This is a genomic window from Photorhabdus sp. RM71S (genome assembly GCF_042879355.1).
GTDB classification, from domain to species: domain Bacteria; phylum Pseudomonadota; class Gammaproteobacteria; order Enterobacterales; family Enterobacteriaceae; genus Photorhabdus; species Photorhabdus kayaii.
Map to the genome: position 1 here is coordinate 1 of NZ_JBHFKV010000041.1, position 20,973 is coordinate 20,973.

Below are 20,973 nucleotides of genomic sequence, written 5' to 3' on the forward strand. Positions count from 1 at the left end.
TTCGGTCAGTTGTGTATAGGCCATAGTGCATTTTCCTTTGGCGAGAAAGATGCCTACTATAGCAACTGACCGCCCTTCTGAAAAATTGCACTTATTAGTCGAATCTGCCTAAAATTATTATTTATTCAATAGAATACCCACGCGAGAATAACAACAAATTAAAACATGCTCTTCCAACTTTCGTATTAATAACATTCAACCTGATAAACAGAAAATAAACTGTACAATCTCAGACTAAATATCTATGCGCCATCCGTGGCGCATTTTTTATTTTCTACTCATTAATGCCGTAAAATAAATTGCCGTCGCGATGCATCTGAAATCCATAGGGTATATAACTAAAATGTTATATTACTGACTCACAACTTGATCTTTAGGGTTAAATGTAAATACAGCATCTGTTGCCTGTTTTACATTTATACCTTTAGGTAATTCGATGTTAACAATAGGTAAAAATTTACCTGTTGCATCTTTATAATCACGTTGATCTTTTTGTGCATTAACTAAACCTGAATTTGCTGAATAAAAAAGGGCTTCAATAGGTAATGTTTGTGGCTTATTCTCATCCCAAGGTTGAACGACTATCTCATTATAATTTAAACCATTACCATGATAAGGCATTGCAAGTAATGTTTGATAAAAAGCATCTGCTGGATTTTTAGCCGTCGGTCTAACATCAAATGCACAGATTCCCCATGCGGATTTTCTTACAATAGCTTTATTTAATTGATGAGCCGTGAAAACACCAAAGTCTTGGCATGATTTCCCATCTGAAGGTTTAGGCGGTGCACCACAATAATTTCCCTGACGCCCCCAAGTATTTGCATCAAGAACATAGGAGCATAATACAGGAACTTTAACCTTATCTTCAGGGGCCATCTGTTCAGGAAAAAGAATAAAACCATTAACGCTAGCAAATGTATTGCCAAATTTAGCATCTTTTCTTAAATATGAAAAAGAAACTCCATTATTTTTTATAGAAGATGGATTTAACTTCCAAAATTTAAATCCAGGACGAGTCCCTCTCATCAAAACTCCAGAGCAAAGAAAAGCGGGTGATTGAGCGTCACCACAATCTTTAACGGTATTATTATATTGTTGGGTTAATATATTGGCAATATCGTTTTGTACCTCGGTTTTATTTTCCGTTTGAGTGAAAGCAAAAGTATTTGCTGAAAAAAAGACAATACTAAGGAGCAAACCTACAATAGGCTTTTTCATAAAATCCTCACTTAATTTAAAGTATGTTAATTGAAATTAAATTGTTCCTCGTTCACTTCCTAGTAAAGTCTTTCACTGTTTTGTTTATATCACAACTATCAGATTTGATAGTAAAACAAGGCTTCATAATTCTATTTGGCCATTTTCAATGGCCTTTATTATGGCTGCACCTCTAGAGTTAACATTAAATTTTTCTCTAATTTTTTTAAAATGAAAATTAACATTTGCTTCTGAGCAATTAAGTATGCGTGATATCTCCCATGTTGTTTTTCCAATTAAATACCAAGAACAAACTTCTTTTTCTCTTTCACTTAATTTAATGTTGTCTTTTTTATTTTTTTTGTTTTTTAAAATAATTAAATAATGTAGTATTATATCTCTTAATGCCATTAGTTGATTAAAATTTTTATTTATTGTCGTTGTATAATCATCTTCTTTGCAATAAAAAGATAAAGTTAAAATTCCAAAATCATGATTAATACCATGCATAGGAAAAGATATGCCATGGTTTATTCCATAATCTTTAATTTCATGTAAAAAAAGTGATTTTTCTTCTAGTTTATTGCAATCCCATATGAAAGGGATAGTGTTTTTTATGCAATATTCAAAAACGGGATTGTTATTGATATATTTTTCTTTTTGATATGTTAAGGCTAATTTATCATTATTGGTAATGAAATTTGCTTCTTTAATATTATTTTTAGTTGAAGAGTAAAAGAGAGAGTACCATTCTATATCAGTAATAGATTGAATGGTTTTAATAACAAAATGAAGATCATTAAATTCCTCAACAACACAATCTGAATAAAATTCATACAAGTCAATCATAATTTAACCTGGGTATTGTTAAATATTTCAAAATGTTAATACTAAGATTAGTCCAATAATTGACTAGAACAACTATCAAATCTGATAGTTGTGATATAAACAAAACAGTGAAAGACTTTACTAGGAAGTGAACGAGGAACAATTTAATTTCAATTAATACACTTTAAATTAAGTGAGGATTTTATGAAAAAGCCTATCGTAGGTTTGCTCCTTAGTATTGTCTTTTTTTCAGCAAATACTTTTGCTTTCACTCAAACGGAAAATGAAACCGAGGTACAAAATAATATTGCGAGTATATTAACTCAACAATATAATAATACCGTTAAAGATTGTGGTGATGCTCAATCACCTGCTTTTCTTTGCTCTGGCGTTATATTGCGTGGCACTACACATTCAAATAATCATAAATTTTGGCAACCTAGCCCATCATCTATAAAAAGTGGTGGTGTTTCTTTTTCATATTTAAGGAAAGACGCTAAGTTTAAACGCTTAGCTTATGGATATAAAAATGGATTTATTGTTTTCCCTGAACATATAGCACCTCAAGATAGCGTCGATTTTTCTGTATTGTGTGCATTTCCTATTGATGGCTATACAAATGAGAGAACGAATAAAGGTTGTGGTGAAAATATTACTAAGGCGACAGGTAAAGGTAAATCTTGCCAAGAACAAAATGTGATGAATTCCGATGATTGGATAAAAAATTATAGGAGAGTAAACTCTCAAGATCTTTTTCAATGTGGATTTAATGTTACTAAAGATGTAAATAATCCAGCTATAGCTTTCTATCAAATGTTAGAAAGTATCAAAAAACTTCCACGTACTCCTAATACTCCACCAAAACAGAATGAAATCAGAATGTCAACCTGGGAAGAAAATGATCCTAATAAATTACCTATTGAAGCCCTTTTTTATTCAGAAAATTCAGGCTTAGCTGATGCGCAAAAAGATCAGCGTGATTATAAAGACGCAACAGGTAAATTTTTGCCTATTGTTAAAATGCTACTACCAAGAACTTTAAATGAGGATGCATTATTCAAATTTAAAATTGAAGATCAAGTTATTAAGCCATAAACGATTATTGGATTACTGTAAGCTCTATTTTTCATACTGAGCTTACCTGTAATCCACCTTCGCTCTTCGTGATGAAACAGAACTCTGCTTTGACATCCTCCTCACCCTGAAGAGGGTGTCGCAAAAGGCCAGCATTGAAAATAAAACCAATCCACTTATCCCAAGCAATAAAAATAACCCTATTCATTATCCCCGACCTGTCATGCTTAAAATTGAACAACCAGAGAAAATACATATCGATTAACAATCTCTGTTATTAATTGATGTTGTGTCTAAAAATCCTCCCCCTATAATTGTTTTGTTTCACGAAAATTCATTTAAATAACTATTGGATAAATTTTTAAATATAAACAATAACATCTATAAATCATGTTATTGCGGTAGCTATACCCTTGAATCAAAACTAATGAAGACAAAGCAATAAACACTTTTTATATTTTAAATGCAAAATACCCTTCATCTTTCAAGTTGCTGCTTTGTTGGCTGCTTTCACTTACCCCAGTCACATAGTTATCTATGCTCCTGGGGATGCGTTCACTTGCCGCCGCGCTGCAAATTGAAATCTATTGGGTATAGTAAATAAAGGAAAAAATCATCAATTTCATTGTTGAACAAAACAACTCAATATCATATACAAGGTGATAAAAATGGAAAAAAAATATAACCGGTCCACTTCAGAATCCAACACAGAGAATACCAATACTCTGGATCGCCATACAGTTGGTAAAACACCCGGTCGGACTGATAATCCACATTCAGCGCTAAAACCGGGTGATGACTATACACAAGCAATAAAAATTAACCCTGACGGCGGCTTAAAAGCAGATAAAGATGGACTAAATGTAAAAGCTGGTAATGGTATTAAAGTAGACAGTAACGGCATCAGTATTGATCCCAATAATGTACTGCCAAAAGGCATGATTATGATGTTCTCCGGTATGGATGCTCCTACAGGCTGGGCTTTTTGTGATGGTAATAATGGAACCCCAGATTTAAGAAGTCGTTTTGTCATGTGCGGGGAAACTCTTTCTGAAACAGGGCAAAGCAGTAGTAAAGCTAATGGTAGTGGCACCGAAAAAATCTTTTCCAAAAATACAACATCAACTGCGGTTTCGGTAAATGTTACTGTGGAAGATACAATATTAACAGAGTCACAAATACCTAGTCATAAACATATTGGGGGGATGGCTTTTTGGTCTGAATCTGGAATGAGATATGGTCATGATTACCCTGGCGGCACCAATATTATGCAAATACGTAATTATGACACAGTAATGGGTACTGCTGGCTCCCCTCGTTACGCATATACATCAAGCACAGGAGGTGGAGAAGGACATAATCACCCAGCAACAGCATCGTCCCCTGAACATAATCATAGTGTTGATATTATTCCACCTTATTATTTACTGGCTTTTATTATGAAACTTTAATTCCGTTGCACCGAAAAGATTTAAATTACCTCTTATTTTCTAATTACAAAGGATATATAACAATGAATATATCTAGTTATTTCTTCCTGAATGAAGAAAACATTAAGTTCAATAATCAGTGTTTAAATACACACATGGGTTACCCCCAACCCATCGGTAAAGATTGGCCCAACCTGCCTACCGGGTTCCAAAGATATATTGACGATGTTATTAATTTAAATGGTTTTTTATATTTTTTTAAAGGTTCACTATATCTTAAATTCGATATCGCGAAAGCACAGGTCGTTGATGGACCGAATTTCATTATAGATGGGTGGCCTGGATTAAAAGGAACAGAACTGGAAAATGGAATAGATGCAGCCATAGAATTGACTACAAACACTGTCTGTTTCTTTAAAGGTGAACATTGTGTAGATTACACCATCGATTTACACACAATTAAGATCAGCACTATTTCAGATCGGTGGGGAATGACCGAGAAATATGCAGCATTTAGTAGCAATCTGGGTGCTGTTATTTCATGGCCAGATATCGATGGAAATTTTATTTATTTTTTCAAAGGTGATTCTTTTATTCGGTTCGACCCAAATTTGAATGCACTTGATGCCGGGCCAATCATCATCTCCAGCGATAATGAGGGTTGGAGAGGGTTAACCTTCAAAAATATTCAATCGGCAGTATCAATCGATACTGATTTATTAGACAGTCACCGAGACAATAATGGAGGCAATAGTAAAGTCTGTAATGGAACATGTGGTACTAATGACACAGGTAAATATTGTTTCAAGTTACCTCAAAGTATTCGATTCGGCCTGATAGCCTACGCTAATACAAATATTTCGCAAACTGTAAAAGTATATATTGATGATCTTCTGGTAGATACATTAACCGGTAAAGGACAAAATAATCTCATGGCGACTAAAGCCTACACATCAGGTACAGGCAAAATCTGTATTGAGATTGCAGGAGATGGCAAACCATGTAAGCTTCGTTATTTCGATAATACATTTGATGGAAATCCGGGAACCGCTATTATCGGTGCTGAAAATGGTACCAATAGTCATTACAATGATAGCGTGGTGTTCTTGAATTGGCCTCTGACATAAACTAAAAATAGTTGCTAGATTAGAATAATTATTGCGCCACCCTTGGCGCATTTTCTTTATTAAAGCGTTTATTTATCTGACTGCCTTTCCTGCAAACTCCCACCACTCACCTGCTCTAATGATTTAAGTAAATGTTTTGCATTAGCTGGTGATCGTAATAAATAAGCGGTTTCTTCAAGACTTGCATATTCTGCACTTGAAATAATGACACAATCTCCACCGTTTTGTCTGGTGATCAATATTGGCGCACCATCCTGAACGGCTTGGTCCATAATTGAAGCAAGATTTCCCTTTGCAACGCTATACCCTTCATCTTTCAAGCTGCTGCTTTGTTGGCTGCACTCACTCACCCCGGTCACATAGTTATCTATGCTCCCGGGGATTCGCTCCCTTGCCGCCTCGCTGCAACTCGAAATCTATTAGGTATATATGTTGTCTTCCGCATAATATGTCCTTTTCCCGTATCAATAATACCGAATCTTAATAAGCAGAAAATAATGGTACAATTTTTCAAGCTACATATCTATTGCGCCATCCGTGGCGCACTTTCTTTATTTTCCCAACTTATAATGACCGTAAACCATCCATTTAATTAAGCGATAGCATCTGAAATCAATTGAGTTGCCGGCACATCCTGCCCAAATCCTCGCAGCCCAACCACATGAACATGTTCGTGGTTGTTAAATACTTTACGCACCAGTTTATAGGTGGTCCCTTTTTCAGGGCTGATATTTTCGGGCGCGGCGATAATTAACTGCATTTGTAGGCGTTCGCATAATTCAAACAGAGTGGCAATGGATTTGGCATCCAGACGCGCCGCTTCATCAAGGAATAACAACCGACAAGGGGAAATATCTTTACCACGCAAACGGCGGGATTCTTCTTCCCAACTCTGCACCACCATCACCAGAATCGACATGCCGGTCCCAATCGCTTCACCGGTCGATAGCGCCCCACTCTCTGCTTTTAACCAACCATCAGATCCACGGTTAACCTCAACGTCCAGTTCCAGATAGTTGCGATAATCCAGCAACTCTTCACCTATGGTTTGCGGCAAACGCTGCCCCATATCTACTTGAGGATTCAGGCGCTGATACAGTTTTGCCATTGCTTCCGAGAAGGTTAATCGCTGGCTGTTAAATAGATCCTGATGCTGTTCTTGCTGTTCAGACAGCACATCCAGCAATATCGCGTGGCTTTCACGCACGTTCACATTCAACCGTACACCACGCACTTGACCAAAGGAGACCGCTTGTAATCCCTGATTTAGCATTCGGATACGGTTCTGCTCACGCTGAATGGTTTTGCGGATAATATTCGCCACACTCTTCGAACTGATAGCGAGTTTTTGCTCGCGGGCAGTCAGCTCTTCCGTCAGACGGGCCAGCTCAATTTCCATCTGTTCAATGGCATCAACCGGATCGTCAGTGCGAATAATATCTTGACGAATACGTTCACGCAGGTGCTGATAAACAGCAATAAAGAACTGAATTTTACGTTCAGGGCGTTTTGGATCTTCGGATAAACGCAACGCATCACGTAGATGTTCGTTATCAGCTACTGCCAGACGTAATGCCCCCAGTGCTTTATCCGACATGGAACGCAATGCGCCCCCCTCCATATACGCCAGTTCACGGCGATGCAGACGACGCTCAACACCGTTGTCTTTCACCATGCGCATCACTGAGCACCAACCCGCTTTGGCTGAAACCACCTGCTCACGGATTTGATAGTAATCGCGTTCCAGTTTACGCAGTTTTTTCTGCAAGCTATCCATTTCCGCTTCGCAAAAGGCAATCTGTTTCTCAAGCTGATTGACTCTGGAACGGTTAGCGCTAAGCGCTTCATGCAGATGATCACGACGTTCACGAGCACGCGCTTCTGCATTAGCATCCGCCTGAACACCAATCTCTTTCATCTCCTGTTCCAGCTCTTTCAACATATCCTGTTTGGTTTCGTAAGAGCTCTTTAGAGATGCCAACACTTGGTTAAATTGGGAATATTGCGCTTGCTGTTGACGCAATTGTTCGCGGGCGCGGCTGCGGTCCGATTCTGCATGTTCCAGACGCTGACGCAGTTTGTCATTCAGATCCGCATTTTCGTTGAGCATACCGGCAGAATCGCTGTAGCTAAAATGCGCACGACGCTGTACCACTTCCACCAGCACAAAAGCCCGCTGTTTAGCCTGATGCTGGCTCTGTTTGGCGGTTTCATAGTCTTGTTGCAACTGTTGATGCTGCTGTGGATCGCTTTGCAGAACAGCAACCATCGGTTCCAACTTCACCAGCGCCGAACCATGCCGTTGCAGAAAACGAGCGGCTTCTTGCGCTTCATCCAATTCTTCACGTATTTCTTCTACGCGATCGATTAAGGTTTCATCCAACAATAATGTGATTTGGGGGAGCAGGCGATTTAATGCCGTCAGGCTCTCTTTAGCCTGAGTATATTGCTGGCGCTGTTGTTGAGTCTGCTCTTCAAACCGGGATAGTTCCCGCTCTAACTCTGTACGCTGCTGTTTCAGTTCGCGGATTTCCGCTTCTGGATCGGTATCAAATGCGACAGAGAGGTGTTTACCGACAAACTGACTGAACGATTGATGAGCACGCTGGATTTTCTGCACATCAAAAGAGAGCGTGGCATAACGCTCTGCTAAGGTATCGCGCTCCAGATTCAAAGCTTCTAAGCGGTTTTCTCTGGCAGCACGACCAAATAGCGGCAGTTCAGGATAACGGGAATAACGCCACTGGCGCTCAGAAGATTTGACCAATACCGCATGTGTCTGCTCTTCGGCATTAAATACGCTGTCATCAAAGGATTGCGGATCACCTTCAATTAAATAGAGATCTTCCGGGCAATCTTCCAACGTTTCAAGATGTGGACGTACCAAGGAAAGATCCGGCACCACGATGCCGTGACGCGCTGGCCCATACAGGGCGGAGAAGTACGGTGCATCATCGATGGTGATATCGTCATAAATTTCTGACAGCAAAACGCCGCCGAAACGTTCCGCCAATGCAATCATTCGGCTGTCTTCCGCACCACTTGGCTGACTGAGACGTTCGATCTGTTTTTCCAACTCACGTTTTTGTGCCGCAACGTCATCACGCTCTACCGTGGTTTCACGCTCACGCTCAAGCAATTGCTGCATATATTCAGTCACGTCATTACTGCTTGCCAGTACCTCACCACTCTGTTCACACAGTTGGTTCAGGGTATCCTGCGCAGCCAACCAAACCGGCGCACGGGCAGTCAATGACTGAATTTTCTGTTTCAGTTGTTCAAGCGCCTGACGCATCTCCATACGGCATTCACCGCTTTCATTGACACTCAGACTCAGCGCATCCTGCCGGGCTTCAAGTTCATTTTGCAGCGCTTCCAGATCTTCGGCTTGATACTGCCGTCCCTGTCGCTTACAAAACTCGCTTAATAAACTCTCAGCATCCTGTTGGTTGTTCAGCCGCTGTTCCAGTTCAGCCAATCGCATCCGTAATGGCTGCACCCGATCCGCCAGATGTTGCTGCCCCGGCCAATCACGCAGTAATTCACGAGCATTCTGCCATGCTTCACTACGGCTGATTTCACCAACCATACTTTTGACTAATTGATACGCTTGTTCGAACTGATTATGAGCCGCATCCGCAACACTTAATTTCTGCTCTAACGCCAACAGGGCTTCTGTCGCCTGTTGCTCTTTAATCTGAAAAGTTTCCAACCATGTTTCTGCATTATCAGCGGAAAGATCCGGTAACCGGCAAAGCTCACGGGCGCGTTCCAGCGCTTGTAATGCCTGTTGATACTGAATAGCGCGGGTTTGCTGAACATCCAGTGCTTGCTGGTAATCCGCCAACTGGCTTTTCAGCTCATCGACTTCCTGTTCTGCCGCTTCCGCTCTGGCTTCATATTCAGCCTGAAGTTCCGCTGCTTCTTCAACAACCTCAGTTTGCTCTTCCAGACGGTAAGAGAGTTCTTCCAGATCTCCCTGATAACGGTCAATTTTTTCTTGCTGGCGCATGGCTGTCTGCACCAAATTCAGATGATCACTGGCGGCCTGATGATCAGCTTCTAAATCAACAGAAGCTCCACTCTGCTCCGCCAGTTCCCGCGCCATTTCGACATGGCGATACTGTTCGGTTGCCAGTTGCCTATGGCTACCAAACAGTTCTCCACGCAATGCCAGTGCCTGATCCAAATGAGTGCGACGCTCATTGGCATGACGCATATAATCAGCGGAAACGTAAGCAGTCGCTTCGGTGATCAAATGTTTAAACAGATCGCGATCAGATTGAGTTACCCGGATAGCTTCCAGTGTTATACGGTTTTCACGCAGCGCCGCTTCCATATCCTGAAATGCCTTCCGAACACCACTGTTTTCCGGTAACAGGTAATCACGCAAGGAGCGGGTAATGGCACTGGAAATACCACCATATAAGGAAGCTTCGATCAGACGATAGAATTTACTGCGATCACTTGCTGAACGCAGGCGTTTGGGGATCACACCCAAATCAAACATCAGCGCATGGTAATCGGTGATGGAGTTAAATTGTTTGAACTGCACGCCTTCCATTTCATCAAGGCGATCTTTCAGTTCATTCAGTGGCAATACTCGCGCCTGTCTTTCACCCACATTTTCAGTCAATAACTGCGTAGGTTGAATAGCGGTTGGCAACCCTTGAATCATAAAAGGTTTGATATCGACCTTACGGTCACGCCCCGCTACCTGTTGCAGCCTCACCCCAACGATGACCCGCTGATGCCGAGAGTTAATGACATCCAGCGTTGAGTAACAGACCCCCGCACGCAACTTGCCGTGCAAACCTTTATCACGAGAACCGGAAGTTGCACCAGCTTCGGTGGTGTTACGGAAATGCAACAAGGTTAAATCAGGGATTAGCGCGGTGACAAAAGCCGCCATCGTGGTGGATTTACCCGCCCCATTACCGCCTGATAAGGTGGTCACTAATTCATCAAGATCAAATGTTCTGGCAAAAAAACCATTCCAGTTAACCAGCGTCAGTGAACGAAATTTACCGCGTTCAATCATGGTTGTTCATCTCCCGCACCTTCTGCTGAGTTATCCGGTGTTTCATCATTTTCACTGTCATCAAGCGACAAGCCGCCTTCAACCGGCATTGCTTCACCATCACGGATCATCCTCAGTTGGACTTCACGAGGATCGTCGCCACTGCGTACATCCGCACCAAAACGGAATACCGCCTCAGTAATGGTAAATTTGTTGTTGTCATTCGGCAGGAAATAGACCATGCCCAAACGGCGCAGACGGTTCAGTGCCGTACGCACTTTTTCCTGCAATTTCTGTTTATCCAAATCGGAACCGGAGGAGCGCTGGTTGACAAATTTCATCAACTTGCCCTCATCGGCCAGTGAGATCAGCTCTTCGTACAGCTCCTGAGCAGTAAAAATCCCCTGATTAGCCAGACGTTCCGGGCTGAGATAGAGATAACAAAGAATTTTTCCTACCATCATATCCAGCTCTGATAATACCGAGCGCGGGATCAATGTGGTTGAACGGGGCCGCAGATAGAAGAAACCTTCCGGCGCACGGATCAACTCCACATTATAGCGGGCGTAAAATTCCTCCAATTGCTCCTGAAAATCCATCAGATAAGCATGGTTATCAAGATCATCTATCCCGATATGACGACCCGCGCGAAGTTGGCTATCCAGTTCTGGGAAAAGTGAATTGGCTAACGCCTGTGCCAGTTTAACTGGCATAAATTGTTCAATATGTGTCGATGACATGTGCCTGTACCTTGGCTCCGTAATCATTAATCGTTAACCATTCCGCTGGCAACCCAGAGAAATCCGCTTCTGCCACACCCAATCGTACAGCCTGATCCACCAGAATACGCGCCACATCAAAGTGACGAGAAAGCGGATGCTGAGTAAGGTAGTCCCTTAATACGGCGCCCAAATCCAACGGGCGTTGTTCCTGCCGATATATCAACAGCGCTTTTTCAATCATTTCCGCCAGTTGTTCGTTTATTTCACTGAATTCTTCATATTCCAGCGCTAATGGCAGTTCACCCGTTACTTCTTCATTACGTAACGCCAATTCTTCATCCCGCATATCTAACAACCGTTCGGCGTTAGCAATGGTGAGGGTCCACGGATTATCAAAATAGTGTTGAACTGACTGACGTAAACGCTGAGAGAAAATACGATTTTTATCCATGTCGATCGCAGTACGGATAAATTTGTGAACGTGACGATCATAGCCGATCCATAAATCAATCGCCTGTTGACCCCAACTGATAATACGGTCCAGTTTGCTTTGCAGATCAAACACCAGTTTATCAACCAGTTCTGATCCGCCACTGTCCATATTGGCTTCCTGAATACGCAACAAATTAGCCTGTAATTTATCTCCAGCCGCTTCCAGTGTGTCCTGGAGTTCCCGCAACGTACCCGATGTTTCGGATAACAGTTGCTCACAGTTGGCAATGGCTGCCTGCCAATCTTGATTCAGCAACGCCGCAATATCTTCTTTAACCGAGTTTTGCTGCTCGTCCATTACGCGCTGAGACATGTCGATGCTGTCGAAGATTTCCGCCACAGAATATTTCAGCGGCGCAAAAACATTACGGTGCCAATGAAATTCATCCCCCCTTTCTTCTGCCGCTTCTGCTGCCCGGTGTAACTCACTCGCCACCACCGAAAGTTGCATCGAAAGACGTAAGGTAGAAAATTCCCGCTGACGAATGTAGTAGTCACTGATACTTATTCCAAGCGGGGTTAAGCGATAGATTGCATGGTTATCGGCCAATTCACTGGTGAAACGGTTAAGAAGTTTCTGACGCACCATGTCATTGATAGCATTGTTGGCCCGCACAGCGACAGATTCTGTGGTCTGCTCAAATCCTTTGCAAACTTCACGAAAAGCATCAACCAGCTCCCCTTCGCTCATCTCGCCATCAAGACGCTCGCTGTTCAACACCGCAATTGCCATCAGAAAAGCCAGTCTTTCTACAGGCAAGGAGATGGAAAAATCATTTTTCCTGGCCCAAGACACCAGTTCCGGGACAGTCTGGGAATATTCACTCATAATTTGTCCTTTAAACTGTTAAAGCTGGCTTGCGTGCCATGACATGAATGTAACGCCCCAGACTGATATAAGGTTCCTGGCGACAATAACGCTGTTCCAATTCTAACAATGCTGGAAAGTTTTCACTCTGTAATTGGCGATTTTGCAAATAATCGTGAAAAACACGCACGCCTGTTTTGCCGGTAATCGTCATATTTAATTCATCAAGCCATTGATATACCTGCTCCGGCGCCAATGGATTCTGAGGCGATAATGAACGTTTTCTGCGACGTTGTATATTGGGTGTCGCCAAATGAAAATTACCTAAAATAGCATTACGCATTACCAAACCATTGGCATTGTAAAACATTAAAGACAACGCACCGCCAAGATTAATGATATTCGTTAACATTTCTATTGCATATTTCTGATCGGTAATCCATTCCAGTACCGCATGAAACAATACCAGATCTACCGGCTGTTCTATATATTGGCTAATTTCTTGTACCGGGCTTTGTATAAATTGCATATTTTGGCTGACCCCCTTTTCTTCCGCGGCCAGCCTTGCCCGCTGGATCATCTCTTCTGATAAATCACACAATATCACTTGATGACCCAATTCAGCTAATTGACATGCCATATTTCCCTCACCACCACCCGCATCTAAAATACGTAGTGGACGTTGAGGTAATTGAGCCAGTAATTCGCTGATATCCTGCCAGACAACGGCTTGCCTGATTTTACCTTTGGTTGTGCCGTAAATATTACGAGAGAATTTGTCTGCAATATCATCGAAATTGCGATCCCGCATGAAAAACTGCCTCACTAATGGAATAAATCTGATTTATCTGTTGAGATTTTATTACGCTAACTGCTATTTTGGCACAGCATTCGTTGATATAACCACTTTTGACAACAATCTGTAAACCACATGGCTATAATTCAACCAAATTAAGGCAAATAAATGCAATTTTTATTTAAAAAGTACCTTGGCGCAATGGTAATGCCTCTGCCATTAATATTGCTAATTTCACTTGCTGCTTTATTACTGCTGTGGTTTACCCGTTGGCAAAAAACAGGAAAAACAATTCTGACATTCAGTTGGCTCGCCCTACTTCTGCTAAGTTTGCAACCTGTTGCCGATAAGCTGCTGTTACCACTGGAATCGGTTTATGCTAAAAGCAATCAATCTGATCCTGGTCACAATCCACCGGTTGATTATATCGTCGTTCTTGGTGGTGGATTCACTTATAACCCAAATTGGGCACCCAGTTCAAACTTACTTAATAACAGCTTGCCACGAGTGACAGAAGGTATCCGCTTATATCACCTGAACCCCGGCTCTAAAATGGTCTTTACCGGCGGCAAAGGGGCGAATGTTAAAAGTAGCGCTGAAGTTGCCGCTATCGTAGCCCAATCGCTCGGCGTGTCAGCAGAAGATACGATTGCACTAACAAAGCCAATGGATACTGAGCAAGAAGCCAATGAAGTTAAGAAACTGATTGGTAACCAACCCTTTATTTTAGTAACTTCCGCCAATCATATGCAGCGAGCAATCACTTTCTTTAAACAACATGGGTTGAACCCCATTCCCGGCCCAGCTAACCAATTAGCGATCACTTCACCATTACATCCTTGGGAAAAATATCTGCCCTCAGCTTATTTTCTATCTCATTCAGAACGAGTGTGGTATGAAACTTTAGGCACCCTCTGGCAACGTATTAAGCCGTCGAAGGATCTGGAACACCCACAAAAATCAGAGCATTCTCAGCCGAGAAACAACTCTCAAGCGACTTCTTAAAGTAAAAATAGATGGAGAAACGAAAGCGCGATAGAAACAATATAGAAATAAACAACAATGAATGACGCGCTTTCGTTAATCAAAAAATAAGTTCAAACAACCAATCAAATTTCAGTAAACACTTTTCTGATTGCTGCCAAATCTTCCGGCGTATCAACGCCCACTCCCGGCGCTTTTAATGCAATCCCCACATGAATTTTTTCGCCATACCAAAGTACCCGCAATTGTTCCAGCATTTCAATTTGCTCCAACGGGCTCGGCTCCCATTGCACATAGCGACGGATAAAACCCGCACGATAGGCATAAATACCAATATGACGCAGGAAATTATCCCCAATCGTTTCTCGTGATTGAATAAAACGGTCACGCTCCCAGGGAATGGTTGCTCTGGAGAAATAGAGCGCATAACCCTGTTTATCCATAACGACTTTCACAGCATTAGGGTTAAAAGCTTCCTCCGCATCATGAATCTGTACAGCCAACGTTGCCATTCCCGCTTTACAACCCGCCAAATTCTCTGCAACCTGTTTAATGATCTCTTCGGGAATTAATGGTTCATCCCCCTGAACATTAACGATAATTTCATCATCGGAAAATTGATATTTGTTGATAACCTCAGCTAACCGTTCAGTACCAGAATGGTGATTTTCGTTGGTCAGACAAGCCTCTCCACCGGCTGCCACAACAGCATCAACAACGTCGTGATTATCTGTTGCCACAATGACGCGTGCAGCACCTGAACACTTCGCCCGCTCCATAACACGGACAATCATCGGCTTGCCGTGAATATCGGCTAAAGGTTTACCGGGTAAACGGGTTGAAGCAAAGCGAGCAGGAATAATAACGGTGAACATGTCTTATTTTTCCTCATCCAGAGGTAATTCACGGGCTTCGTGCTCTAACAGGACGGGAATGCCATCACGTACAGGAAACGCGAGTCGATCCAACTTACAAATGAGTTCAAAATTCTCTTTATCGTAACTGAGTTTTCCGTTACATACAGGGCAGGCAATAATTTCGAGTAAACGGTGATCCATACATCCTCCAATTATGGAGCTTTAATTTAGTGCAACTCAGAATAACATAAGCTTGGTATCATCGTTAACTCTTGTTATACCCGTTATCTTTCAAGTTGCCTCTTTGTTGGCAGCACTCGCTCACCCCGGTCACATAGTTAGCTATGCTCCCAAGGATTCGCTCCCTTGCCGTCGCGATGCATCTTGAAATCCATAGGGTATATTTACTTAATATTTTTATTCATCTCCAATAACGAACAAATCTTGTTCAGCATTATCTCTCCCTTTTCATGGGGTAACCGAGCATCTACTGGTAAATACCACCAATTTGGCTGAGCAAAACTAAAACACTTAACCGCATCTTTTTCTGTCATCAGTAAATTCTGGTTTGCATCAGTCAGGTGGTTTAGTTGATCTTCGGTGTACGTTTGATGATCGGCAAATGCGTACTCCTTTTGTAGGTCAGCGCCTAACTGCTGCAAGGTCGCAAAGAACCGAGGTGGATGGCCGATTCCAGCCATCGCAACAGCACGAGGTATCAGATTCACGGCTCGTTTTTCACCGCTCACCATATTCACAGCTAACTCGCCAGCTAATGTCATGGATAATTCGCCTGGCTGAGGAGTACCACCGTTGGTGATAATGGCATTAACCCTGTTCAACCGCCCAGATAGTTCACGCATTGGGCCAGCCGGAAGCCACCAACCATTCCCAAAACGGCGCATGCCATCAATAACCGCAATTTCAAAATCCCGCTGCAAAGCATAATGCTGTAAACCATCGTCAGTCACGATGATATCCAATGGCGTGTCTGCCAGTAATGCTCTCACCGCCTCAACCCGTTTTGGCGCAATAGCCACTGGTGCGCCAGTACGACGATGAATTAATACTGGTTCATCACCGGCCTGAGCCGTGGTGACATTTTCAGTCACCAACAGAGGATAATTTTCTGCTTTCCCCCCATAACCGCGGGAAACAACACCAACCCGATAACCTTTTTGCTGCAACTGCTCCACCAGCCAAATAACCACCGGCGTTTTACCATTACCGCCGGCAGTTAGATTACCCACCACCACAACAGGCACAGGCGCTTTCCAGGATTGCCTCAACCCTGTTTTATAACTCAACCACCGTAAGCCACTTATCAGCCCGTAAAGGGCTGAAAAAGGTAATAACAGCAAATAAAGCCATGAGCGGCCTGACCATATGCGCTCAATCATTGACCAAATTGCATCCGATGTAGTTGTGAGTAGACACCATTTCGCTCCAACAGAGAGAGATGGTTACCCCGTTCAACAATATGCCCATCTTCAATCACCAGAATTTCATCCGCGTTTTCAATGGTTGATAGACGATGTGCAATAACCAGCGAGGTTCTGTTTTTCTGCAATTCATCCAGTGCAGCCTGAATTGCCCGTTCAGATTCCGTGTCCAGCGCCGAGGTTGCCTCATCAAGAATCAAAACCGGAGAATCACGCAACAAGGCACGTGCAATAGCAATACGCTGACGTTGGCCGCCAGAAAGTAGCACACCATTCTCACCGATCATCGTATCCAAGCCGTTATCTAACTTCCTGATGAAGTCCATTGCATAAGCCATCTCAGCGGCTTTCTCAATCTCTTCACGGCTGTATCGGTTTTCACTGGCATAAGCAATATTATTCGCTACCGTGTCATTAAATAGATGCACATTCTGCGATACCAGAGCAACCTGTCCACGCAAGGAAGAGAGCGTATATTCCCGCAAGTCATGCCCATCCAGCAAAATATTACCTTCGTTGACATCATAAAAACGGGTCAGCAAATTCGCTATTGTGGATTTACCAGAACCAGAACGCCCTACCAAAGCAACAATTTTTCCCGCCGGGATATACATGGAAATATTTTGTAACGCCGGTAATTCCTTGGTTGGATAGCAGAAAGTCACATTACGGAATTCAATATCACCGTTCGCTTTTTTAAGCTCCAGCTTACCATCATCTTTTTCCTGTTCCATATCCAGAATCGAAAACAGAGTCTGACAAGCGGCCATGCCTCGCTGGAATTGCGCATTAACATTAGTCAACGATTTCAATGGACGCATCAACGCAATCATTGATGAAAATACGACCGTAATTTTACCCGCTGTCAGTGTTTCCATAATATCCGGGAAACTTGCTGCATACAGGACAAAGGCCAAAGCAAACGAGGCAATAAGCTGAATGATGGGATCAGAAATTGATGAAGCAGAAACCATTTTCATGCCTTGCTGACGCATATGGTTACTGACTTTATTAAAGCGCTCAGTTTCTACTTTCTGCCCGCCAAAAATGAGCACTTCTTTATGCCCTTTCAACATCTGCTCAGCACTGGCTGTGACTTGCCCCATGCTATTCTGCATATTTTTACTAATACTGCGAAATCGCTTCGATACCACACGAATCACCAATGACACAATCGGCGCAATCACAATCAGGATCAGAGATAATTGCCAGCTATAGTAAAACATCAAAATAAACAGGCCGATTATGGATGCCCCTTCCCTGACCACAGTAATCAGTGCACTGGAAGAGGAGGAAGCCACTTGCTCAGAATCATAAGTGATACGGGAAAGCAGCGTCCCTGTAGATTGCTGATCAAAAAATGACACCGGCATCCCCATCATATGGCTGAACAGACGGCGACGCATCTGCATTACCACTTTACCGGAGACCCAAGAGATACAATAACTTGATACAAACCCGGATAGCCCTCGCATAATCATTAAAGCAATCACAATCAGTGGCATCCATTTCAGTACATCACTGCTTGCTTTGCCGAAACCTTCATCAAGTAAAGGCTTAAGCAATGAAAGCATTAACGTATCACCGGCAGCATTAAGGATCAGTGCAACCGCAGCAACTATCAGCCCAATTCTGAACGGAGAGACAATTGGCCATAGTCGGCGAAATGTCTGCCAGGTAGAAAGGTCTTTATCATTCATTATTGAGTTACCAACACAAAAAGAAATAGCGGGTTATTCTACTCATGATCACTACGAATACCAAACCACTGATGATACCAACGTGACATAATTTGTTGCCTATAGCTCATCATTTCAACGTGATCGCCATAAAAATAACCCGTTATCTGCCCGGATACTGCGGTACTACGCCATTCTGCCCCAATTTTACGATAACGTCGCTGCACTTTAACCGAAGGAAGTCGCCACGGGCTATAACGTGCAACAGAGGCCAGTGCATATTGTGGTGAGACGGTATGAATAAAAGCGGCTGTAGATGACGTGTTACTACCATGATGTGGAACCTGCAATACGGTCGATCTTAAATTCTCTTTTTCTATTCCCAATAGCTTATATTCCCCTTGCTTTTCCAGATCTCCGGTTAAAAGCAAGCTATGTTTGCCATCTTCTACCCGAATGACACAAGATTCGTCATTACCTGCGTGTAATGATCTTACCGGCGGCCATAATACACGGAAGCTCAACCCCTGCCAGAGCCACTGTTCACCGCGTATACATGGAAGATGTTGCTGATTAATTAAAGAACTTCTCACAGCAATACCTGGATATTTTTGTTGTAAGGATTCTAACCCACCGGTATGGTCAAGATGATCATGACTGATAATAATCTGTTCTGGCGTTAATCGATGCCAACGCAAATAAGGGATTATCACCCTTTCTGCCATACTGCCAGTTTCCCAACGATTAGCGGTATCAAAAATCAGTGCTTTGCCATCTTTTTCAATGATAACCGCAAGCCCGTGCCCAACATCCAGCATAGAAAATCGCCACAGATATTCTTCGTTGCGCCTCAGATAGCAGAGCATTATCCCTAAAGAAATGCCAATCAGTAACTTATATGATTGCCACCAAGCAAATCGCCAAATGATGACAACAAACCAGCCAATAAACGTTATTAATAGAGGAAAACGACCCGTTTCACTCCATGACTGTTGCAAAACTGGCAAAGGAATTAAAGAGAAGGTTACAGAGTAATCGACTAATTGCCATAATAACGCATGAATAAGAGAACAAAAATTACTTATTAATGCCAGCATAATCAACGGAACAGTAATAAAAGAGATGATTGGCACGGCCCAGAAGTTAGCAAATAAAGCGGCAAAATTGACACCATGAAATAATAATAGCTGGAGAGGAATAAGCATCAGCATCATACCCATTTGCATATATAACCCGCGCAGCCATAGCCATTTCCAACCATAACGAAATGGCTCAATCAACGGCGCCCAAAAGAACCAGAACATTATCGCCATCACAGCAAAGAAGGAGAGCCAGAAGCTATCAGAAAGCACAGTCAGGGGATCAAATAAGAGAATCATTGCGGCTGTCCACAATGCCCACTGCCAAGGGAAACAGAGAATATTTCTGTAACGTAAATATAGCCAGAGCGTTAAACCCAGTAATGCACGAATAGCCGGAATGCCCCAACCCGATAACCAGACGTAATTTATTGCCACTATCCAACCGATAATCAATGGAAATCTGTGCCCTATCCAACGTATAGGAAAAAAGAATTGCAATAATCTTGCCATCCCCCAACCAAACATACTGGCAACGGTAATATGCAACCCTGAAATGGCCATAAGGTGAGCCGTACCTGTTTGTTGTAATAATAAATTATCCTCCTTACTTAACCACTGACGCTCTCCGAATGCTAATGCCATCGCAATGCCACTATGCTTCAATTCACGAATATCCGGTGCAATATGACTGACCAATTGCTGACGTAAGTTACATTTCCCGTCAATTAATTCAGCATGAATGACTTTCCCTGTTAAAGGTCGGCGGATAGCTAATGCCCTACGCTGGCTATCATATCCACCTTGATTTAGCTGACTATGAACTGGCCGTAATTTCATTTTCAGCCGCCATTCTTGACCAGCACACAGAGATTCAGGAGAAATATCCCAATAAGCGGAAACATACAGTGGCGGAAAAATAACTTTGTTTTCATTCTCAATAATACGCAGGATAACCCTGCTTTTCTCTTCATTATCTAATGATAAACTTTCAATAATAACCCGTGATAAATGCGCTTTTTCACTAAAATAGATTATCTGTTCGAGCAAATGATTTCCCTGCCAGCACCCAATAAGAAATGCCAGTAACGAAATTGAAACCATCCGGCAAAGACAAAATGGTAAGAATAAGCAGAATAGCGCCAGTAATAGCAATGTCATAACCTGCCATTTCTGTGGTAACTCAGGCAAAAAAAGCAAGGGTACAATACCGACAATAATAGCTATTGCAGCCTGATTCACGCTAATGATTGGTATAGGTTGTTTCCAATTTGTTGTTATCTTATTTATCACAACTGAAAACCACATCCTTATTCATCCTTACCCTTTTATTTTTCCAGAAGAGTATTCCTTATTTTTTACAAAGCAGCCAGAAGCACAAGAAAAATTATCAAACATCTTCGCAGATTAATTTCAGGTTAACAGTCATTTCAAA

16 protein-coding genes are annotated in these 20,973 nt (G+C 42.3%); 4 read left to right on the forward strand and 12 right to left on the reverse strand.

What is annotated here, in order from left to right; genetic code table 11:
* Positions 1–351: 351 nt before the first annotated feature.
* Together ACGF5R_RS18275 and ACGF5R_RS18280 are read right to left on the reverse strand one after the other, a co-directional pair.
* On the reverse strand, positions 352–1,221 hold the full coding sequence (locus ACGF5R_RS18275) for a hypothetical protein (protein ID WP_387692090.1): 870 nt from the start codon (positions 1,219–1,221) through the stop codon (positions 352–354).
* Between the two features lie 123 nt (positions 1,222–1,344).
* Positions 1,345–2,049 carry a LuxR C-terminal-related transcriptional regulator gene (locus ACGF5R_RS18280; protein ID WP_387692092.1) on the reverse strand — a complete coding sequence of 235 codons (705 nt, stop codon included), beginning with the start codon at positions 2,047–2,049 and terminating at the stop codon, positions 1,345–1,347.
* Positions 2,050–2,232: 183 nt separating this feature from the next.
* On the opposite strand from ACGF5R_RS18280, the gene ACGF5R_RS18285 reads away from it, so the two are divergent.
* The 3 genes from ACGF5R_RS18285 to ACGF5R_RS18295 all read left to right on the forward strand — a co-directional run bounded on the left by ACGF5R_RS18285 (position 2,233) and on the right by ACGF5R_RS18295 (position 5,659).
* Positions 2,233–3,123, forward strand: coding sequence for an N-acyl homoserine lactonase (locus ACGF5R_RS18285; RefSeq protein WP_387692094.1), 891 nt, complete (start codon positions 2,233–2,235; stop codon positions 3,121–3,123).
* 647 nt (positions 3,124–3,770) lie between these two features.
* Positions 3,771–4,553 carry a hypothetical protein gene (locus tag ACGF5R_RS18290; protein ID WP_387692096.1) on the forward strand — a complete coding sequence of 261 codons (783 nt, stop codon included), beginning with the start codon at positions 3,771–3,773 and terminating at the stop codon, positions 4,551–4,553.
* A 62-nt stretch (positions 4,554–4,615) separates the two neighbouring features.
* Entirely contained in the window at positions 4,616–5,659 is a 1,044-nt protein-coding gene (locus ACGF5R_RS18295) for a fucose-binding lectin II (RefSeq protein ID WP_387692098.1), read from the forward strand.
* Between the two features lie 68 nt (positions 5,660–5,727).
* Here the strand turns inward: ACGF5R_RS18295 and ACGF5R_RS18300 are convergent, their stop codons facing one another.
* From ACGF5R_RS18300 to cmoM, 5 genes are all read right to left on the reverse strand, one after another.
* A complete protein-coding gene (locus tag ACGF5R_RS18300; protein WP_262980963.1) occupies positions 5,728–5,979 on the reverse strand; it encodes a type II toxin-antitoxin system prevent-host-death family antitoxin in 252 nt (83 codons plus the stop codon).
* 272 nt (positions 5,980–6,251) lie between these two features.
* Positions 6,252–10,700, reverse strand: coding sequence for a chromosome partition protein MukB (gene mukB, locus ACGF5R_RS18305; RefSeq protein ID WP_387692100.1), 4,449 nt, complete (start codon positions 10,698–10,700; stop codon positions 6,252–6,254).
* Positions 10,697–11,419 carry a chromosome partition protein MukE gene (gene mukE, locus ACGF5R_RS18310; RefSeq protein ID WP_112876615.1) on the reverse strand — a complete coding sequence of 241 codons (723 nt, stop codon included), beginning with the start codon at positions 11,417–11,419 and terminating at the stop codon, positions 10,697–10,699. The genes mukB and mukE overlap by 4 nt, the downstream gene beginning before the upstream one ends.
* A complete protein-coding gene (gene mukF, locus ACGF5R_RS18315; RefSeq protein ID WP_112876616.1) occupies positions 11,400–12,722 on the reverse strand; it encodes a chromosome partition protein MukF in 1,323 nt (440 codons plus the stop codon). The genes mukE and mukF overlap by 20 nt, the downstream gene beginning before the upstream one ends.
* 10 nt (positions 12,723–12,732) lie before the next feature.
* The gene (cmoM, locus tag ACGF5R_RS18320) at positions 12,733–13,512 is read right to left on the reverse strand and encodes a tRNA uridine 5-oxyacetic acid(34) methyltransferase CmoM (protein WP_112876617.1); all 780 of its coding nucleotides are present in this window, start codon (positions 13,510–13,512) and stop codon (positions 12,733–12,735) included.
* A gap of 153 nt (positions 13,513–13,665) precedes the next feature.
* Here cmoM and elyC point away from each other — a divergent pair, with 153 nt between their 5' ends.
* Positions 13,666–14,502, forward strand: a complete 837-nt coding sequence (gene elyC, locus ACGF5R_RS18325; RefSeq protein WP_387692102.1) for an envelope biogenesis factor ElyC — start codon at positions 13,666–13,668, stop codon at positions 14,500–14,502.
* 104 nt (positions 14,503–14,606) lie between these two features.
* Here the strand turns inward: elyC and kdsB are convergent, their stop codons facing one another.
* The 5 genes from kdsB to ACGF5R_RS18350 form a co-directional block, all read right to left on the reverse strand.
* Positions 14,607–15,356, reverse strand: coding sequence for a 3-deoxy-manno-octulosonate cytidylyltransferase (gene kdsB, locus ACGF5R_RS18330; protein ID WP_387692104.1), 750 nt, complete (start codon positions 15,354–15,356; stop codon positions 14,607–14,609).
* A gap of 3 nt (positions 15,357–15,359) precedes the next feature.
* A complete protein-coding gene (locus ACGF5R_RS18335; protein ID WP_011145924.1) occupies positions 15,360–15,539 on the reverse strand; it encodes a Trm112 family protein in 180 nt (59 codons plus the stop codon).
* Between the two features lie 203 nt (positions 15,540–15,742).
* Positions 15,743–16,738: a tetraacyldisaccharide 4'-kinase gene (gene lpxK / locus ACGF5R_RS18340; RefSeq protein WP_387692106.1), complete on the reverse strand. Its 996-nt coding sequence runs from the start codon at positions 16,736–16,738 to the stop codon at positions 15,743–15,745.
* The gene (msbA, locus tag ACGF5R_RS18345) at positions 16,735–18,483 is read right to left on the reverse strand and encodes a lipid A ABC transporter ATP-binding protein/permease MsbA (RefSeq protein ID WP_112894785.1); all 1,749 of its coding nucleotides are present in this window, start codon (positions 18,481–18,483) and stop codon (positions 16,735–16,737) included. The genes lpxK and msbA overlap by 4 nt, the downstream gene beginning before the upstream one ends.
* Positions 18,484–18,518: 35 nt before the next feature.
* Positions 18,519–20,846, reverse strand: coding sequence for a ComEC family protein (locus ACGF5R_RS18350; RefSeq protein ID WP_387692108.1), 2,328 nt, complete (start codon positions 20,844–20,846; stop codon positions 18,519–18,521).
* Between the last annotated feature and the right edge of the window lie 127 nt (positions 20,847–20,973).